Raw genomic sequence first — 15,418 nt, 5'->3', positions numbered from 1 at the left:
CGGTCCCGGCCATTGCGGCGAAGAACCCGAACAGCGGGCGTATCCGATGCGGATGTCCGCGCCGGAGCGCGATACGCGCGCCCCGGAGGCACGTTCACACATCGCGATGCCGTACGACGACCACCGCGAGGGCGACCGCGACCAGCGGCCAGAGCGCGTACACGGCCCAGGAGCCGGGGAGCGTGGCGGTGTAGCCCAGGGACGCGGGATCCGGCTCCCAGGTCTGGACCAGGCGAGTCCAGGCGGCCGAGACCGTCGCGTGTTTGACGTCCGCCGACCAGCGGTTGCTCTCCGAGAACATGGTGGGCAGCATCAGCAGGGCGAAGACGCTGGTGAGCATGGTCCCGGCGGCATGCCGGAGCAGGACGCCGAGGCCCAGACCGACCAGGGCACACACCGGAGCCAGCAACGCGGATGCCACCAGCGGCCGGAACACATCGGGGTGGGTGATCGGAACGCCGGCATCGTGCCCGGCCAGGATGGCCTGGGAGATCAGGAAGGAACCGATGGAGGCGGCCGTGCCGACCACGGTCCACAGCGCGGCGGTGACGACCGCCTTGGCCAGCATCACCGCACCGCGGTCGGGGACGGCCACGGTGGTGGTGCGGATCAGGCCGCTGCTGTACTCGCTCACGACGGTGAGGGCGCCCATGCTTCCGGCGACGAGTATCAGCGTCATGTAGCCGGTTTTCGGGAAGGCGTCGTAGGCCAGGAACGCAGCGGGTTCGGAGCCCGCGGCCTTGTCCGCCATCGTGGCCACGGCGGCGGACCCGATGACGAACAGGGTGATGAGTGCGAGGGTCCACGGGGTGGAGCGCAGGGACCGCGTCTTGATCCACTCGGAGGCGAGCAGGTCGCGGAAGCGGGCGGGCGGCTCGGCGAGGGACCCGGCCGAGGTGGTCGCGGTGGCGGAGGCGAGTGTGGTCATCGGGTCTGTCCTGCCTGGTATTCGACGCTGTCGGCGGTGAGTTCCATGAAGGCCTCCTCCAGCGAGGCGGTCCGGGTGGTCAGCTCGTCGAACAGGATCCGGTGCTCGAAGGCGAGCGCGGCGATCCGGTCCGCCGGGAGTCCGGTCACGGAGAGCTTCTCGGCGCCCGCCGATCCCTCCGGCTCGACCGACGCGCCTGCGGCGGTCAGCACTGCCGTCAGCTCGGCGGCCTGTCGCGTGCCGACCACGACGCCGAGGCCGGTGCTGCGGGCCGCGAAGTCCCGTACCGACTCGGCGGCGATGAGCCGGCCCCGGCCGATGACCACGAGCTGGTCGGCGGTGTTCTCCATCTCCGACATGAGGTGGCTGGAGAGGAAGACCGTACGGCCCTCGGCGGCGAGGCGCCGGAAGAGGCGGCGCATCCAGAGCACGCCTTCGGGGTCCATGCCGTTTACCGGCTCGTCGAACATCAGCACCGGCGGGTCGCCGAGCAGGGCGGTGGCGACCCCCAGCCGCTGCTTCATGCCGAGCGAGAATCCGCCGATGCGGCGGTTCGCCGCGTCGGCCAGGCCCACTTCGTGCAGCACCTCGTCCACCCGGCGCCGGGAGATCCCGTTGCTGCGGGCCAGGGCGGAGAGGTGGGCCGTGGCGGTGCGTCCGCCGTGGACCTGGCCGGCGTCGAGGAGGGCGCCGACGTGCCGCAGTCCGCGGGGGTGGCCGCGGAAGGGGACCCCGCTGACGGTGGCGGCGCCGCCGGTGGGCTCCTCCAGGCCGAGGATCATCCTCAGGGTGGTGGACTTGCCGGCTCCGTTGGGGCCGAGGAAGCCGGTGACCTGGCCCGGCCGCACGGTGAAGGACAGCTGGTCGACGGCGGTCTTGGCGCCGTAGCGCTTGGTGAGTTCGTTGACTTCGATCACGTGGACAACACTGCCGGGCGGGCCCCGTCCGGTCATGTGGCCGTGGGCGGCAATCGTGCGGCCGGGTTCGCCCGTGGGCGTACGCCCACGGGCCGATGCCGCGGCGTCGGCGGCTGGATAACCTCGCGGGATGAACGACATACCGACCACCCCGTTGCCCGCGCGACTCGCGGGGCACGACCTTTCTCTTGAGTGGGCACACCGCCTCGAGAGGGCACACCGTCGATGACGAGAACGAAGGTCATGGCCTGGGTGGGGGGTGTTCTGTACCTCCTCGCGGTGGGTCTGCTCATAGGAGGTGCGCCGCGGGCTTCGGGCACGGTCCACGGCATCGGGGCACTGCTGGCGGCGAGCCTGCTCGTCGGCGTCCTGCGTCGCGGGCCGGTCCTGGCCCTGGCCATGGCGCTCTTCGGATCCACGGCCGTGGTGGTGGGTCCCCCGAGCTCCGCCCATGTGGACCTGTCGGCTTCGTACCAGGGCGAGTTCCTGTCGTATCTGGCGGTGGACCTCGTCCTGGGCTTCATCGTCGCCACCCGCGCACGGCGGACTTCGACCGCCGCGGCGGCCACATCCCTCGTCGTCCAGCTGCTGCTCGTCGGCGGCTTCGCACATGGCGACAGCCTGATCGTCAACCTCGTGATCGCCCTCCTGGCGATGGCCGCGGCCTGCACGGCCGGCCTGCTGAGCCGCGAGCGCCGCGAGCACGCGGTGGAGCTGCGCGCACAGGAGGTGGCCGAGGCGGTGGTCGCCGAACGGCTTCGGATCGCACGGGAGTTGCACGACATGGTCGCGCACAGCATCGGCATCATCGCCATCCAGGCCGGGGTGGGGAGCCGGGTCATCCAGACGCAGCCCGAGGAGGCCCGTGAGGCGCTGCGAGCCATCGAAGCCACCAGCAGGGAGACCTTGTCGGGCCTTCGGCGCACGCTGGTCGCACTCCGTCGGGCCGACCCGGACGCGGAGGCTTCGGGGCGGGCGCCGCTCGCGCCTTCGCCCGGTCTGGCGGACCTCGAACGGCTGGCGGCGGCGACGGCGGACGCCGGCGTGAGCGTCGACATGCGCCGCGGCGGGGAACAGCGCCCGCTGCCGACCGACATCGACTTGTCGGCCTACCGTATCGTCCAGGAGTCGCTGACCAACGTGGTCCGCCACGCGGGCACCGGACACTGCCGGGTGACCATCGAGTACGGGGACGGGGAACTATCCGTGGAAATCGTCGATGACGGGCGCGGCGCCGCCGAGGACGGCCCGGCCCACGGCTTCGGCATCGTGGGCATGCGCGAGCGGGTCGCTCTGCTGCACGGCCGCCTCAGCGCCGGGCCGCGACCCGAGGGCGGCTTCCGGGTGGCGGCGCGACTGCCCCTGCCCGACCCCGCCGGAGTTCCGATGGAGGCCCGATGACGACCGGCAGTCTTGCACGCGTCCTGCTCGTCGACGACCAGCCGCTGGTGCGGTCCGGCCTGCGCGTGATCATGGCCGACCACCCCGACCTGGAGGTCGTCGGTGAGGCGTCCACCGGTGCCGAGGCGGTCCAACTGGTCGAGGACATATGCCCCGACGTCGTGGTGATGGACATCCGGATGCCCGACATGGACGGGATCGAGGCCACTCGGCGGATCACCGCCGGTCCGGCGACCGCCCGCGTCCTCGTCCTGACCACCTTCGACGAGGACGACCACGTCTACGGCGCGCTCCGGGCCGGAGCGAGCGGCTTCATGGTCAAGGACATGGCGCTCGACGACATCCTCGCGGCGATCCGAGTGGTCGCCGCCGGCGACGCGCTGATCGCCCCGGGTGTCACGCGCCGTCTGATCGCGGAGTTCGCCGGGCGCCCCGAAGCCGCCCCGGCACGCTCCCCACGGCCGGTCGAGGGCATCACCGAGCGGGAACGGGAAGTCCTGACCCTGGTCGGGCGCGGCCGGTCGAACACCGAGATCGCGGAGGACCTCTTCATCACGGTGGCCACCGCCAAGTCGCACGTGTCTCGCCTGCTCACCAAATTGGGCGCCCGGGACCGGGTTCAGCTCGTGATCACCGCCTATGAGATGGGGCTCGTCACGCTGCCCGGCTGAGCGCGTCCGACGGCGACACCGGTTTCCTGATCCGTTCCTCGCACAGCCCTGCCGCGCCGCCGCTCACGACGTTGCCCGGGACGCTTCAGCGTCCCGGGCAACGTCGTCTTCACCACGGCTCCGGCCAGGCCCGGAGCGTCACGCCGGGATGCTTGCGGCCTCCTCCTGCGGAGTGCGCGGGCCGGGCACTGCCGGGCCACCGCCAGCCGCTCCTGCGTTCAGCTCGACGAGGCGGTCAGGGCGGGGAAAAACGAGGGCTATGGCGGTAGCCATACGAGAACAGGGCCTCCGCTGCTGTCTGGACCGGAGCGGGCGGCCGTAGGGTGGTCCGCGTGGGGAGACATATCGCGTTCGAGCGCCTGCACAACTTCCGGGACCTGGGTGGCTACCGGGCCGCCGACGGCCGTACGGTGCGCTGGGGGCGGCTGTTCCGCTCCGACTCGCTGGGCAAGTTGCGCGGCCATGACCAAGACCGCTTCCTCGCCCTGGACATCCGCACCGTGATCGACCTCCGATACCCCTGGGAGATCGAACGCAGCGGACGCGTCCCGCCCCACCAGGGCCTCGCCTACCACAATCTGAGCATCGAGCACCGGCCGTACGACCAGGCGGGCCTGGACCCGGACGTCGAGCCCGCGCGCTTCCTGGCCGGCAAATACGCCGAGGTTGCCCACGACGGCGTCGAGGAGCTCCGGCACGCGCTGGAGATCATCGCCGAGGACACCGCTCCGCTGGTGTTCCACTGCCACTCCGGCAAGGACCGCACCGGCCTGCTGGCCATGCTGGTCCTCGCCCTGATCGGCGTGCACGAGGACGACATCGCCGCCGACTTCGCCCTCACCGAGCTGGCCACCGACCGCCTGGTCGCCGATTGGCACGCCAATTACCCGGACCTGACCCTCAGATGGCCCGCCTACGGCCGCGCCCCCGCCGAGACCATGCGGCTCTTCATGGCCGACCTGACCACACGGTACGGATCGGTGCGCGGCTACGCCGCCGAGCGGCTCGGCGTCGATGACGACCTGGTGGCGGCATTGCGCGGGCGGCTACTGCATGCCTGAGCCCGCGCTTGTCGGGATGGCAGGGGCGCTGGGAGGAGAGGGGCTCAGGATCCGGCGCCGTCAGGCCTTCCTGACCACGCTGGACTTCAGCTGCATCGCGCCGAATCCGTCGATCTTGCAGTCGATGTCGTGGCCGTCCACGCCGCCGCCCTCGATGAGGCGGATGTTGCGGACCTTGGTGCCCGCCTTGATTCCGCTCGGGTTGCCCTTGACCTTCAAGGTCTTGACCACCGTCACCGTGTCACCGTCGGCGAGTACGTTGCCGACCGAATCCCTGATCACCGAATCCTCACCGCTCACGGGTTCGGCGGCCGCGGGCGACCATTCGTGCCCGCACTCCGGGCAGATCAGGAGGGTGCCCATCTCATAGGTGTAGGCGCTGGAGCACTCGGGGCACGGGGGCAGAATTTCGTTCACCGAGAGAGTGTATTGCAGGCCGGGCACCCCTCAGTGGGTCGCTCCCGCCGTGCGGAATTGGTCGCTCGTCCGAGTGGGTCGGTGATTCACCTCTCCTTGAGGTGGGAATTCGCCATATGGGGCTCGTACTCCGCAATGCCGGGGGAGGTAGCAGTCATGCCTGACGTAACGATCGCGAACCATGCCTTCAACCCCGCCGAGCAGCCCGTGAGGGCCGGCGAAACGGTCACCTGGACCAATGTCGAGGACGGCGTGCCGCACACGGTGACGTCCGACACCAGGCTGTGGGATTCGGGAGTGATCGACCCGGGTTCCACCTTCTCCCGGGTGTTTCCGGCCCCCGGCACTTTCCGTTATCACTGTGACATCCATCCGGATATGAAGGGCGCGATCCTCGTCACCTAGTGCCGGGCGCGCGGGGGCGCCGCTATCGTCGGGCGTCATGCGGATTCTCGTACTGGGCGGGACCTCGTTCGTCGGCCGCGCGATCGTCGAGGACGCGCTGCGCAACAGCGCCGAGGTGACCTTGTTCGGCCGGGGCAGGACCGGCACCGGCCTGTTCCCCGACGTGCCGCGGCGCATCGGTGACCGGGACACCGGCGACTACGCCGCGCTGGGTGAGGGCAGCTGGGACGCGGTCGTCGACGTCAGCGGATACGTGCCGCGCCACGTCGGGCAGGCGATGGAGGCGCTCGACGACAGGGTCGGCCGGTATCTCTTCATCTCCAGCCACGCGGTGTACGCACGGGCGGGCGTCGGGCCCGGCTCCGCCGAGGACACCCCGCGCCGGGCTCCGGTCCGCGACACCGAGGAGCTGACCGAGGCCACCTACGGGCCCCTCAAGGTGGCGTGCGAGGACGACGTACTGGCCCGGTACGGAGCTCGGGCCACGGTCGTGCGCCCGGGGAAGGTCGCCGGGCCGCACGACCGGGCGGATTCGTTCCTGTACTGGGTGCGCCGGGCGGCGCGCGGTGGGCGGGTGGCGCTGCCGGGTCGTCCCGAGCAGCCTGTGCAGGTCGTCGACTCAACGGACGTGGCCCGTCTGGTGGTGCGGCTGCTGCTCGACGACCGGCCCGGCGCGTTCCACGCCGTGGGGCCGGCCGAGCCGGTCACGCTCGGGGGACTGATCGAGACCTGTGCGCGGGCGGCGGGCAGCGAGGTCGAGATCGTGCCGGTGGACCCCGCGTCGGTACCGCCCGGGTTTCCGCTGGTGCGGCCGGACTGGTCCACGCAGCAGCGCAGCGCGGCGCGCGCCAGGGCCGCGGGCCTGCCCGCGACGCCGCTGGCGGTGACGGCGGCCGACGTGCTGGCCTGGGACCGCGAACGCGGCGAACCCCCGCTGGAATGCGGCCTGTCCGCCGCGGACGAGGAGCGGCTGCTCGCCGGAAGGTGATCCCCGCCGGCACATGTTTGTCTCATCCCTGTCTCGGCGTGAAGGTCGGCTGGCAGACCGGCGGCGCCGATCACTACGCTCGGGCGGCACAGCGCCACTGGCCTGGCGGACATGACGTGGACGGGGTTTTCCATGCGCTACCTGGTACGCGATCGCGTGCTGGCCTTTCACGAAGAAGCCTGGATCGAGACCGAACACCGCGAGAAGATCTACAAGGTCAACAGGAAACTGCTGCGGTTGCGTACGACGTTCACCATCGTGGACACCCACGGCCATCAGGTGGCCAGCATCGTCAAGAAGGCGTTCACCCTCCATCACACCATCCTGGTCAAGCGGGACGGCTGGCTGGAGGCCCGGATCAGCAAGCGGGCGTTCACGCTCTTCGGGGACCGTTTCAAGGTGACGCTGCACGACGGGCGGCGGCTGCGGATCACCGGCAACCTCTGGGACCGGGAGTTCGACATCCAGCACGAGGGCACCACCCTCGCGCATGTCTCCCGGCGTTGGTTCAGCATGCGGGACGCCTACGCGGTCGACGTGCTGGACCCGGAGGACGAGACGCTGATGATCATCCTCGCGGTGTGCGTGGACCACACGCTCCAGGACCGCAGGCGGGAACAGCTCGCCAACCGCTGAACCGGCGGTGCACGAGCGCTCGTCAGTGCTCGGCGTCGCCCGTCGGCCCCGGGGCCGGGCGCAGGACCAGCGGCAGGTACACACTGTCGACGATGTCGGTGATGATCCCGTCGTCGACGGGCGCGCCGAACAGCAGGAACTCGTTGCGCAGCAGGTCGGTCGCGACCGTGGCCCGCCGGGAACCCAGGATCCAGGGTTCGACCTCGCCGCGCTCGACGGCCCGTTGCAGAAGGGCGCGGATGGTCACGGGCCCGGCGGTGTGCACCCGGTCCCGGATCAGCCTGGCGAAGTCGGGATCGCTCGTCATCTCGGCGAGCAGGCCGCGCAGGATGCTCCCGAAGGGGCTGGCCATGTGCGTGGACATCCGCCGCAACAGGGCGATCACATCGGTGCGGAGTGCGCCGGTGTCGGGGAGTCCGCCGTCGGGGAAGGCGCGGAGCTTGCAGGCGTCCAGGACGAGTTCGGCCCGGCCGGACCAACGGCGGTAGAGGGCGGCCTTGCTGGTGCGGGCGCGGGAGGCCACCCGGTCCATGGTCAGGGCGGCGTAGCCCACCTCGGCGAGTTCCTCCAGAGTCGCCGTCAGGATGGCGTTCTCCAGCTCCTCGCCCCGCCGGCGGGGGCCTTTGCGGTGGTCGACGGCCGATTCGACGGCTCGGCCGACGTTCGGTGGCACCGGGACTCCTGAGAGGTTGTCGAGAGGTCGTTGCGTTCCTTGTGGGGACACCTTAGCCTCGTATTAGAGAACTGACCGTTCTTTAAGTGTCAGAGAGCTCGAGGGGATCGATGACCGAGACCGTTGCGACGCCCCAGACCGAAGACGCCCCCGCATTCCCCGACGACCGCACCTGTCCCTATCAACTGCCCGAGAGTTACGTCAGTTGGCGGGACGAGCCCCGTTCCCTGAGCAGGGTGACCCTCTACGACGGCAGCCACGCATGGGTGGTGACCAAGCACGAGGCCGCGCGCAAGCTGCTGGCCGACCCCCGGCTGTCCTCCGACCGCACCCGCGCCGGCTTCCCCGCCACCTCGGCGCGCGTGGCGAGCTTCCGGGACAGCCGCCGGCCGTTCATCGGCCTGGACCCGCCCGAGCACGGCCCCCTGCGCCGGATGACGATCAGCGAGTTCACCGTGAAGCGCATGAAGGGCATGCGCGCGGACATCGAGCGGATCGTGCACGGCTTCATCGACGACATGCTCGCCGCGGGCCCACCCGCGGACCTGGTCGGCAGCTTCGCGCTGCCGGTGCCCTCCATGGTGATCTGCCGGCTGCTCGGAGTGCCCTACGCCGACCACGACTTCTTCCAGGACGCCAGCAGGCGGCTGGTGCAGGCGCCGGACGCGCCGAGCGCGGTCGCCGCGCGCCAGGACCTCGAACGCTACATGGACGGGCGGATCACCGAACTGCAGACCCGGCCCGGCCCGGGGCTGCTCGGCAGCCTCGTCGCCGAGCAACTGGCCAACGGGGAGATCGACCGCGAGGGACTGATCGCGAACGCCCTGCTGCTGCTCGTCGCCGGCCACGAGACCACCGCCTCGATGACCTCGTTCGGCGTGATCACCCTGCTGGAGCACCCCGACCAGCTCGCCGCCCTGCGCGCCGACCCCGGCCTCGCGCCCGGAGCGGTCGAGGAACTGCTGCGCTACCTCGCCATCGCCGACCTCGCGGGCAGCCGCGTCGCGACGGCCGACATCGAGATCGACGGGCAGCTCATCCGGGCCGGTGACGGAGTGATCGTCACCAACTCCATCGCCAACCGCGACGGTTCGGTCTTCGCGGAACCGGACACCTTCGACGTACGCCGCTCGGCCCGCCACCACATCGCCTTCGGCTACGGAGTGCACCAGTGCCTCGGCCAGAACCTGGCCCGCCTGGAGCTCGAAGTGATCATCACCGCGCTGTTCGACCGCATCCCCACGCTGCGCCTGGCCGTCCCGGTCGACCGGCTCACGCTCCGCCCCGGCACCACGATCCAGGGCGTCAACGAACTCCCGGTCACCTGGTGACCGCGGCGGAAGGAGTGGCCATGCGAGTGACCGCCGACCGCGGCGTCTGCGTCGGCGCCGGACTGTGCGCGCTGACCGCGCCCGGCGTCTTCGACCAGGACGACGACGGCGTCGTCACCGTACTCGCGGCCGATCCCGCGGCCGACCGGCGGCCCGATGTGCGCGAGGCCGTCGACCTCTGCCCGTCCGGCGCCGTACGGATCATCGAATAGCCCCTGGGCCGGGGCGCGGCCACGGTCGGGTCCCGGCCCTGAGCGCTCCTACCGCCGACGGTAGACCGAGCGCAGCAGCTGATCCTTCTCCGGTCCGGTGGTGCGCCAGCGCACGTGCCATTCGCCGGGCGAGACGATGGTGAAGGTGCCGTCGTAGAGGTCCGCTGCGCACGGGTGGCGGGTGGTCCAGGAGTCGCCGCGCAGGTCCAGATCGTGGAAGAACCGGCCGTCGGCGAACGTCACCTCGGCGGTGCCGTCCGCCCGGGGGAACAGCTTGAGCGTCCGGCCCGCACGGTTGACCGTGCCGTTCCAGCTCAGCTCGCCGTCCTCGACGTGCAGTACGCACGCGTCGTCGGACCGCCGGAATTCGGCCGTGCCGTGGAACGTCCCGCGGGAGTCCGTCCGCAGGTCGACAAGGGTCCGGTCGACCGTCCACCAGCCGGTCAGAAAGGCCGCGGTGTCGCGGACGGGAAGCGGGTGGGGCGTCCCGGGCGGCGGGGGAACGGGGGCGATGGAGCTCACGTGCCCAGTATGACGAGCGCCGCCGTGCGCGTGCCGGGCCCTCGTGGCGGGACCGCCGACGGGCTCGGGCGTGTGGGTGACATACCGGGGTGTTCCAGACATGCCTCGATCGTGGCGGGGCGGGCGGGAGTCAGGATCGCCGTGGGCGTCCCGCCGACGCGGGCCGCCCCGCCGCCGCTCGACGCGAGACCTGTCCGGAGGTCGCCCATGAACATCCTGCTGCTCGCCGACGCGTTCGACAGCCTCACCCAGCGCGTCTACGCCGAGCTGGGCGACCACGGGCACACGGTGGTGGTGGAACAGGTGCCGCACCGGGCGGACGTGGGCGGGATCGTGGGGCGCCACCGCCCGGAGCTGATCCTCGCACCGGTGCTCACCGCGGCCGTCCCGCGCGAGGTGTGGTCCGCGTACCCCTGCCTGATGGTGCACCCCGGCCCGGTCGGCGACCGGGGTCCGTCCTCGCTGGACCGGGCGGTCCACGAAGGGGTGCGGCAGTGGGGCGTCACGGTCTTCCAGGCCGCCGAGGAGATGGGCGCGGGTGACGTCTGGGCGGCGGTCACCTGCCAGGTCCCGGCGGTGGCCAAGAGCGATCTGTACCGCAACGAGATCGCCGACGCCGCCCTCGAAGCGGTGCGGCTGGCCGTGGAGCGCGTCGCGTCCGGAACGTACATCCCCGTCCCGCGGGAAGCCGTGGCGCAGGCGCCCCCGTACTTCCGGCAGGAGCTGCGGCGCATCGACTGGGAGAGCGACCCCACCGGGACGGTCCTGCGCAAACTGCGCGCCGCGGACTCGCGCCCGGGCGTGCTGGACACCCTGCTCGGCGAGGAGTGGTATCTGCACGGCGGCCACTTCGAGGACCGGCTGAGGGGCCGCCCGGGCGAGCTGCTGGCCACCCGGGCGGGCGCCGTCTGCCGGGCGACCGCCGACGGCGCGGTGTGGATCCCGCAGCTGCGCCGGCGCAGCGGACCGGGGGAGCTCCCGGGGCTCAAGCTGCCGGCGACGCTCGCGCTGGGCGACCGGCTGCCGCGCGTCCCCGAGGTGACGGCCCCGCTCGATCTGGCGGACGACCGCTGCACCTGGACCGACATCCGCTACCGCGAGGACGGGCGGACCGGCTTCCTGCGGTTCTCCTTCCCCGGCGGCGCGATGAGCACGACCCACTGCCGGAGGCTGCTCGCCGCCTACCGCTACGCCCGCTCCCGGCCGGTCTCCGTGCTGGTCCTCGGCGGCGGCCGGGACTTCTTCTCCAACGGGATCCACCTCAACGTCATCGAGGCGGCCGCGGACCCGGCCGAGGAGTCCTGGGCCAACATCAACGCCATGGACGACCTGGTCCACGCCGTTCTGACGACCACCGACCGGCTGGTGGTCGCGGCGCTGGGCGGCAACGCCGCGGCGGGCGGGGTGATGCTGGCGCTCGCCGCCGACGAGGTGTGGTGCAGAGCCGGGGTGGTGCTCAACCCGCACTACCGGCTGATGGGGCTGTACGGCTCCGAGTACTGGACGTACTCCCTGCCGCGCCGCGTCGGCGCCGGAACGGCCGAGCGGCTCATGGACGACGCCCTGCCCGTCAGCGCGGTGGCCGCGGAGCGCATCGGACTGGTGGACCGCGTCGTCGACTCCGCCCCCGGCGAGTTCGGCGCGCAAGTGGCCGCGCTGGCCGTCCACTTGGCGGACACGCCCGCGGCCCGGGCGCGGATCGCGGCGAAGAAGGCCGAGCGGGAGCAGGACGAGGCCCGCAAGCCGCTGGCCGCCCACCGGGAGGAGGAGCTGGCCCGGATGCGCGCGGTCCTCCACGACCGCGCCGCGCCCTACCACGCCAGACGCCGGGCCTTCGTGCGCAAGGAGCCGGCCGGGAGGGGCCGGCGGCCTGTCGGCGCGCCAGGGATTGGCGGAAAATGAACCTTCGAGAGGGTCCTACTGCTCCGAGCGCTCGGGGCACTTCTTCCAGGCGAAGTGGTAGAGGGTGTTGATGTTCCCGTCGGTCGAGTCCATCGCCAGGAGGCTGGTCGTCCTGGTGGGATCGGAGGTTCCGGCGTCCACGCGCAGCTCGGTGTTGATGTTGAAGTACCGGATGGCCCCGCAGGGGGCGTAGATCAGGGCGTCGATGTCCGTGGTGTCGGAGGTCTGCCAGTCGTCGCCGGCCGGGCCGGTGAAGTGGTGATTCATATAGGCCGTCTGCGACATGCCCTGGAAGTAGTAGTTGGCTCTCTCCAGGCCGGTGGCGCCCGCTTCCAGATGGGCGTAGCCGCGGTAGTCGGCCTGGGCGACGGCGTAGGTGAAGCCCTGCGGCACATGGACGTTGAGGCCGAGCTGGCAGTTCTTGCGGGCGTCGGTCGGCTTGGAGCCGACGCCGACCTGGGCGATGTAGTTGCTGTAGGAGACGGTGAAGGCGGTGTTGTCCGGCGAGACCGCCACGTTCGCCGTGCCGGTGGGACAGCCCGATCCGTTGACGGACACCACATCGATCACGATCTTGTCCGGCGGAGGCACCCCGTCCAGAGCCGCTGCGCGCGGCGAGAACGACGTGGCGAGCAGTGCCGCGGCCGCGCCACACATCATCACCGATCTGAACACGAAGACCCCTTCCCCTGCATTTCGTTCCCCTGCTTTTCGGGAGCCGATCGGACACGTGCGGGACAGCTGACGCCGGGCCGGCGAACCGCGATGTCTCCGCCGGCCCGGCCCGGGATCACCTCATGAGCCCTGGCACCTGATCAGGGGCATGCCTTCCAGGAGAAGTGGTAGAGGGTGTTGACGCTGCCGTCGGTCGAGTCCATCGCCATGTAGCTGGTGGTCGTCGCCGGATCGGAGGTCCCGGCGCCCGCCCGCAGCTCGGTGTTCACGTTGAGGATCCGCGAGGCGCCGCACGGGGCGTAGACGAGGGAGCTCGCGTCCGTGGTGTCGGTCGTCTGCCAGTCGTCGTCGGCGGGACCGGTGAAGCGGTGGCTCACGGCCGTCGTCTGCGACGTGCCCTGGAAGTAGTAACTCGCCTTCTCCAGGCCGATGGCGCCCGGTTCCAGGTGGGCGAAGCCGCGGTAGTCGGCCTGGGCGATCGCGTAGGTGAAGCCCTGCGGGACGTGGACGTTGAGGCCGAGCTGGCAGTTCTTGCGGTTGTCGGTCGGCTTTGAGCCGACGCCGACCTGGGCGAGGTAGTTGCTGTAGGAGACGGTGAAGGCCGTGTTGTCGGACGCGACCGCCACCGCGGCCGTCCCGGCGGGGCAGCCCGATCCGTTGACCGTCACCACGTCGATCACGACCCTGTCCGGTGGAGGCACCCGCTCGGCCGCCGACGACGGCGTGAACGAAGCAGCCACGAGCGCCACCGCCGCACCGCCGATCATCACGGGCCTGATCATCGCCGATGTGGACATCGCCGGTTTGAACATGGGACCTCCTGCTGCCGTGCGGACCCGCTGGGGACGCCCATGCCACCACCGGACGAGGGGCGTGTACAGGTCAAGTTGAGCCGTCCCTGGAAGCCGGCCGGTCAGCGGCAGGAAGACGCAAGGGGCGGGGCAGTGGCGGCAGCCGCATCCGCGTCAGGGCGGCGCGTCGCCCGTGACGCGGTCGTGCGCGGCGGTCGCGCCGCAGGACTCCAGGCAGCGGGCCAAGTGCCGGTGCAGGGCTTCGAGAACGGTGAGCGGGCCGGTGTCGGGGGCGACGGGCACGGGCGCCAGGGGACGGCAGACCCCGTGGACGAGTTCCAGGATCCGGCGCCGCCACCGTACGACGTCCTCACCGGCCATCGCGGCCGCGGCCAGGACGACGGCCCGGGTACGGGCCCGGTCGGGCACCGCCGCGTCGGCGGCGCTCCCGGCCCGGGCCACGGACGCGGTGGCGGTGTCGAAGGCGCGCGCCACCGCGGGCACCCGCGCCGCGAACCGCCCGCCCGGGGTGCCGTCCGGCGGCGCCTCGCGGCCGTACGACAGCCTGCCGCCGAGCCGGTCCGCCACCTCGACGACCGCCTGCTCCGGGCGCGTCAGCGACACCAGACGCTCGACCGCCCCGGCCGTGAACACGGCGTGCCCCGTGCGCTGCGCGTGCGCGGAGACCGACGTCGCCAGCTCGTGGGCCAGGCTCGCGGCCGCCCGCCGGAGCAGGTCCGTGAGCAGGTTCCCGTAGGTGCCGTCGCGCAGCACCGGCCGGCCCGCGGCGAGCAGCGCGGCGACCCGGTCCCCGCACTCCCGGGCCCGCACGGTCCACTGGCGGAGCGCGTGGTCGACAACGCGCTCGGCGTGGGCGCGGAACATCTCGGAGCGGGCGGCGAGTTCGGCCTCGGCCAGGGCGGTACGGGCGCGCTCCTGTGCCAGGACGGAGCGCTGCTCGCGTATCCGGAACGCGGCCTCCTCGGCGTGCGGGCGCAGCAGGGACGCCGCCCGCGCGCGCCTGGCCGCGGCCGCGCCGCCGTCGCGGGGGCCGGTGAGCCGGGCCAGCAGGGCGCGGGCCTCCGGGCCGCCGAAGCCGGTGGGGTCGGCGGTCGCGGCGCGGACGCCGACGAACGCGAGCCCCGCGGGCCGCGCGCCGTCCAGGGCGGCGGCGAGGCGCCGCCGGTGCCACTCGGCGCGGGTGCCCAGGAAGCGGTCCCAGAGCTCGGGGGTGTCCTCGGTGAGGAAGACGTTGACCAGGACGGCCAACGAGGCGGGCCCCTGGCGTCGGAGGTGCTCGCGCAGGAAGTCCTCCTCCGTCATGGAGAGCGGCTGCCGGGAGTCGGTCACCCACACCAGGAGGTCCGCCTGCCGGGCGGCCGCGGCGGCGCGGCGGGCCGTCACGCCGGTGCCGTCGATGCCCGGCGAGTCGATCCACCGCACCCCGGGCGGCACGGCGGAGTCGGCCAGTTCGATGTCCACCCGGCCGGGCCCGCCCAGCACCTCACCGCGGTACGGGCCGTCGGCCGCGATCAGCGAGACGGCCCCCGCGATCGCGGCGGGGGTGCAGGGCAGGATGTCCCGCAGCCCGTCCGGGCGGGGGACGGTGACCCGGTCGGCGGGGCCGCCGCGGATCACGCAGGCCACCCCCGTCTCCGGGAAGTCGCCGACCGGCAGGAGCCGGCGGCATGTCAGCAGGTTGAGGAGGCTGGACTTCCCGGCGCCTAAGTGACCTCCGAAGACCACCGTCGTGACCGGCCCGGCCAGGGCCTCCCGCACCCGCTCCAGCCTGGCGCACAGCCGGTCCCGGTAGCCGGTGCCGTGGTGGCGCGCCAACTGCTCGGCGAGGGGCGGCGGGAGGACCACCGTCGGGGTCCCGGTCACCGGA

At 72.0% G+C, this 15,418-nt stretch carries 17 protein-coding genes; 9 read left to right on the top strand and 8 right to left on the bottom strand.

Going from position 1 to position 15,418, the window contains the following annotated elements; genetic code table 11:
* Positions 1–94: 94 nt before the first annotated feature.
* Together DXZ73_RS07740 and DXZ73_RS07735 are read right to left on the bottom strand one after the other, a co-directional pair.
* Positions 95–928: an ABC transporter permease gene (locus DXZ73_RS07740; RefSeq protein ID WP_116210270.1), complete on the bottom strand. Its 834-nt coding sequence runs from the start codon at positions 926–928 to the stop codon at positions 95–97.
* The gene (locus DXZ73_RS07735) at positions 925–1,845 is read right to left on the bottom strand and encodes an ABC transporter ATP-binding protein (protein WP_116210269.1); all 921 of its coding nucleotides are present in this window, start codon (positions 1,843–1,845) and stop codon (positions 925–927) included. The genes DXZ73_RS07740 and DXZ73_RS07735 overlap by 4 nt, the downstream gene beginning before the upstream one ends.
* Positions 1,846–2,070: 225 nt before the next feature.
* Here DXZ73_RS07735 and DXZ73_RS07730 point away from each other — a divergent pair, with 225 nt between their 5' ends.
* The 3 genes from DXZ73_RS07730 (at position 2,071) to DXZ73_RS07720 (ending at position 4,978) form a co-directional block, all read left to right on the top strand.
* Positions 2,071–3,246: a sensor histidine kinase gene (locus DXZ73_RS07730; protein ID WP_116210268.1), complete on the top strand. Its 1,176-nt coding sequence runs from the start codon at positions 2,071–2,073 to the stop codon at positions 3,244–3,246.
* The gene (locus DXZ73_RS07725) at positions 3,243–3,917 is read left to right on the top strand and encodes a response regulator (RefSeq protein WP_116210267.1); all 675 of its coding nucleotides are present in this window, start codon (positions 3,243–3,245) and stop codon (positions 3,915–3,917) included. Before DXZ73_RS07730 ends, DXZ73_RS07725 begins: the two co-directional genes overlap by 4 nt.
* Positions 3,918–4,249: 332 nt before the next feature.
* Complete coding sequence (locus DXZ73_RS07720; protein ID WP_116215480.1) at positions 4,250–4,978, top strand: tyrosine-protein phosphatase; 729 nt, start codon at positions 4,250–4,252, stop codon at positions 4,976–4,978.
* Positions 4,979–5,038: 60 nt separating this feature from the next.
* Here DXZ73_RS07720 and DXZ73_RS07715 read toward each other — a convergent pair whose 3' ends face one another.
* Positions 5,039–5,395, bottom strand: a complete 357-nt coding sequence (locus DXZ73_RS07715; RefSeq protein ID WP_116215479.1) for a zinc ribbon domain-containing protein YjdM — start codon at positions 5,393–5,395, stop codon at positions 5,039–5,041.
* Positions 5,396–5,551: 156 nt separating this feature from the next.
* Here DXZ73_RS07715 and DXZ73_RS07710 point away from each other — a divergent pair, with 156 nt between their 5' ends.
* The 3 genes from DXZ73_RS07710 to DXZ73_RS07700 all read left to right on the top strand — a co-directional run bounded on the left by DXZ73_RS07710 (position 5,552) and on the right by DXZ73_RS07700 (position 7,424).
* Entirely contained in the window at positions 5,552–5,800 is a 249-nt protein-coding gene (locus tag DXZ73_RS07710; protein WP_205519130.1) for a cupredoxin domain-containing protein, read from the top strand.
* A gap of 37 nt (positions 5,801–5,837) precedes the next feature.
* Positions 5,838–6,788, top strand: a complete 951-nt coding sequence (locus DXZ73_RS07705; protein WP_116210266.1) for an NAD-dependent epimerase/dehydratase family protein — start codon at positions 5,838–5,840, stop codon at positions 6,786–6,788.
* 132 nt (positions 6,789–6,920) lie between these two features.
* The gene (locus tag DXZ73_RS07700) at positions 6,921–7,424 is read left to right on the top strand and encodes an LURP-one-related/scramblase family protein (RefSeq protein WP_162890103.1); all 504 of its coding nucleotides are present in this window, start codon (positions 6,921–6,923) and stop codon (positions 7,422–7,424) included.
* 22 nt (positions 7,425–7,446) lie between these two features.
* Here the strand turns inward: DXZ73_RS07700 and DXZ73_RS07695 are convergent, their stop codons facing one another.
* Positions 7,447–8,097: a TetR/AcrR family transcriptional regulator gene (locus tag DXZ73_RS07695; protein ID WP_205519129.1), complete on the bottom strand. Its 651-nt coding sequence runs from the start codon at positions 8,095–8,097 to the stop codon at positions 7,447–7,449.
* 110 nt (positions 8,098–8,207) lie between these two features.
* On the opposite strand from DXZ73_RS07695, the gene DXZ73_RS07690 reads away from it, so the two are divergent.
* On the top strand, positions 8,208–9,428 hold the full coding sequence (locus DXZ73_RS07690; protein WP_116210264.1) for a cytochrome P450: 1,221 nt from the start codon (positions 8,208–8,210) through the stop codon (positions 9,426–9,428).
* A gap of 20 nt (positions 9,429–9,448) precedes the next feature.
* The gene (locus DXZ73_RS07685; protein ID WP_116210263.1) at positions 9,449–9,640 is read left to right on the top strand and encodes a ferredoxin; all 192 of its coding nucleotides are present in this window, start codon (positions 9,449–9,451) and stop codon (positions 9,638–9,640) included.
* Positions 9,641–9,688: 48 nt separating this feature from the next.
* Here the strand turns inward: DXZ73_RS07685 and DXZ73_RS07680 are convergent, their stop codons facing one another.
* A complete protein-coding gene (locus tag DXZ73_RS07680; protein WP_338059112.1) occupies positions 9,689–10,162 on the bottom strand; it encodes a DUF6314 family protein in 474 nt (157 codons plus the stop codon).
* Positions 10,163–10,369: 207 nt separating this feature from the next.
* Here DXZ73_RS07680 and DXZ73_RS07675 point away from each other — a divergent pair, with 207 nt between their 5' ends.
* On the top strand, positions 10,370–12,064 hold the full coding sequence (locus tag DXZ73_RS07675) for an enoyl-CoA hydratase-related protein (RefSeq protein ID WP_116210262.1): 1,695 nt from the start codon (positions 10,370–10,372) through the stop codon (positions 12,062–12,064).
* A gap of 15 nt (positions 12,065–12,079) precedes the next feature.
* Here the strand turns inward: DXZ73_RS07675 and DXZ73_RS07670 are convergent, their stop codons facing one another.
* The 3 genes from DXZ73_RS07670 to DXZ73_RS07660 form a co-directional block, all read right to left on the bottom strand.
* On the bottom strand, positions 12,080–12,724 hold the full coding sequence (locus tag DXZ73_RS07670; RefSeq protein ID WP_116210261.1) for a DUF4360 domain-containing protein: 645 nt from the start codon (positions 12,722–12,724) through the stop codon (positions 12,080–12,082).
* Positions 12,725–12,879: 155 nt separating this feature from the next.
* The gene (locus DXZ73_RS07665; RefSeq protein WP_116215475.1) at positions 12,880–13,521 is read right to left on the bottom strand and encodes a DUF4360 domain-containing protein; all 642 of its coding nucleotides are present in this window, start codon (positions 13,519–13,521) and stop codon (positions 12,880–12,882) included.
* A gap of 183 nt (positions 13,522–13,704) precedes the next feature.
* Positions 13,705–15,414, bottom strand: a complete 1,710-nt coding sequence (locus DXZ73_RS07660; RefSeq protein WP_162890102.1) for a dynamin family protein — start codon at positions 15,412–15,414, stop codon at positions 13,705–13,707.
* Positions 15,415–15,418 lie beyond the last annotated feature (4 nt).

Source organism: Streptoverticillium olivoreticuli subsp. olivoreticuli, from assembly GCF_003391135.1.
Classification (GTDB): Bacteria; Actinomycetota; Actinomycetes; order Streptomycetales; family Streptomycetaceae; genus Streptomyces; species Streptomyces blastmyceticus.
This window is presented reverse-complemented; position numbering and strand designations above follow the sequence as displayed.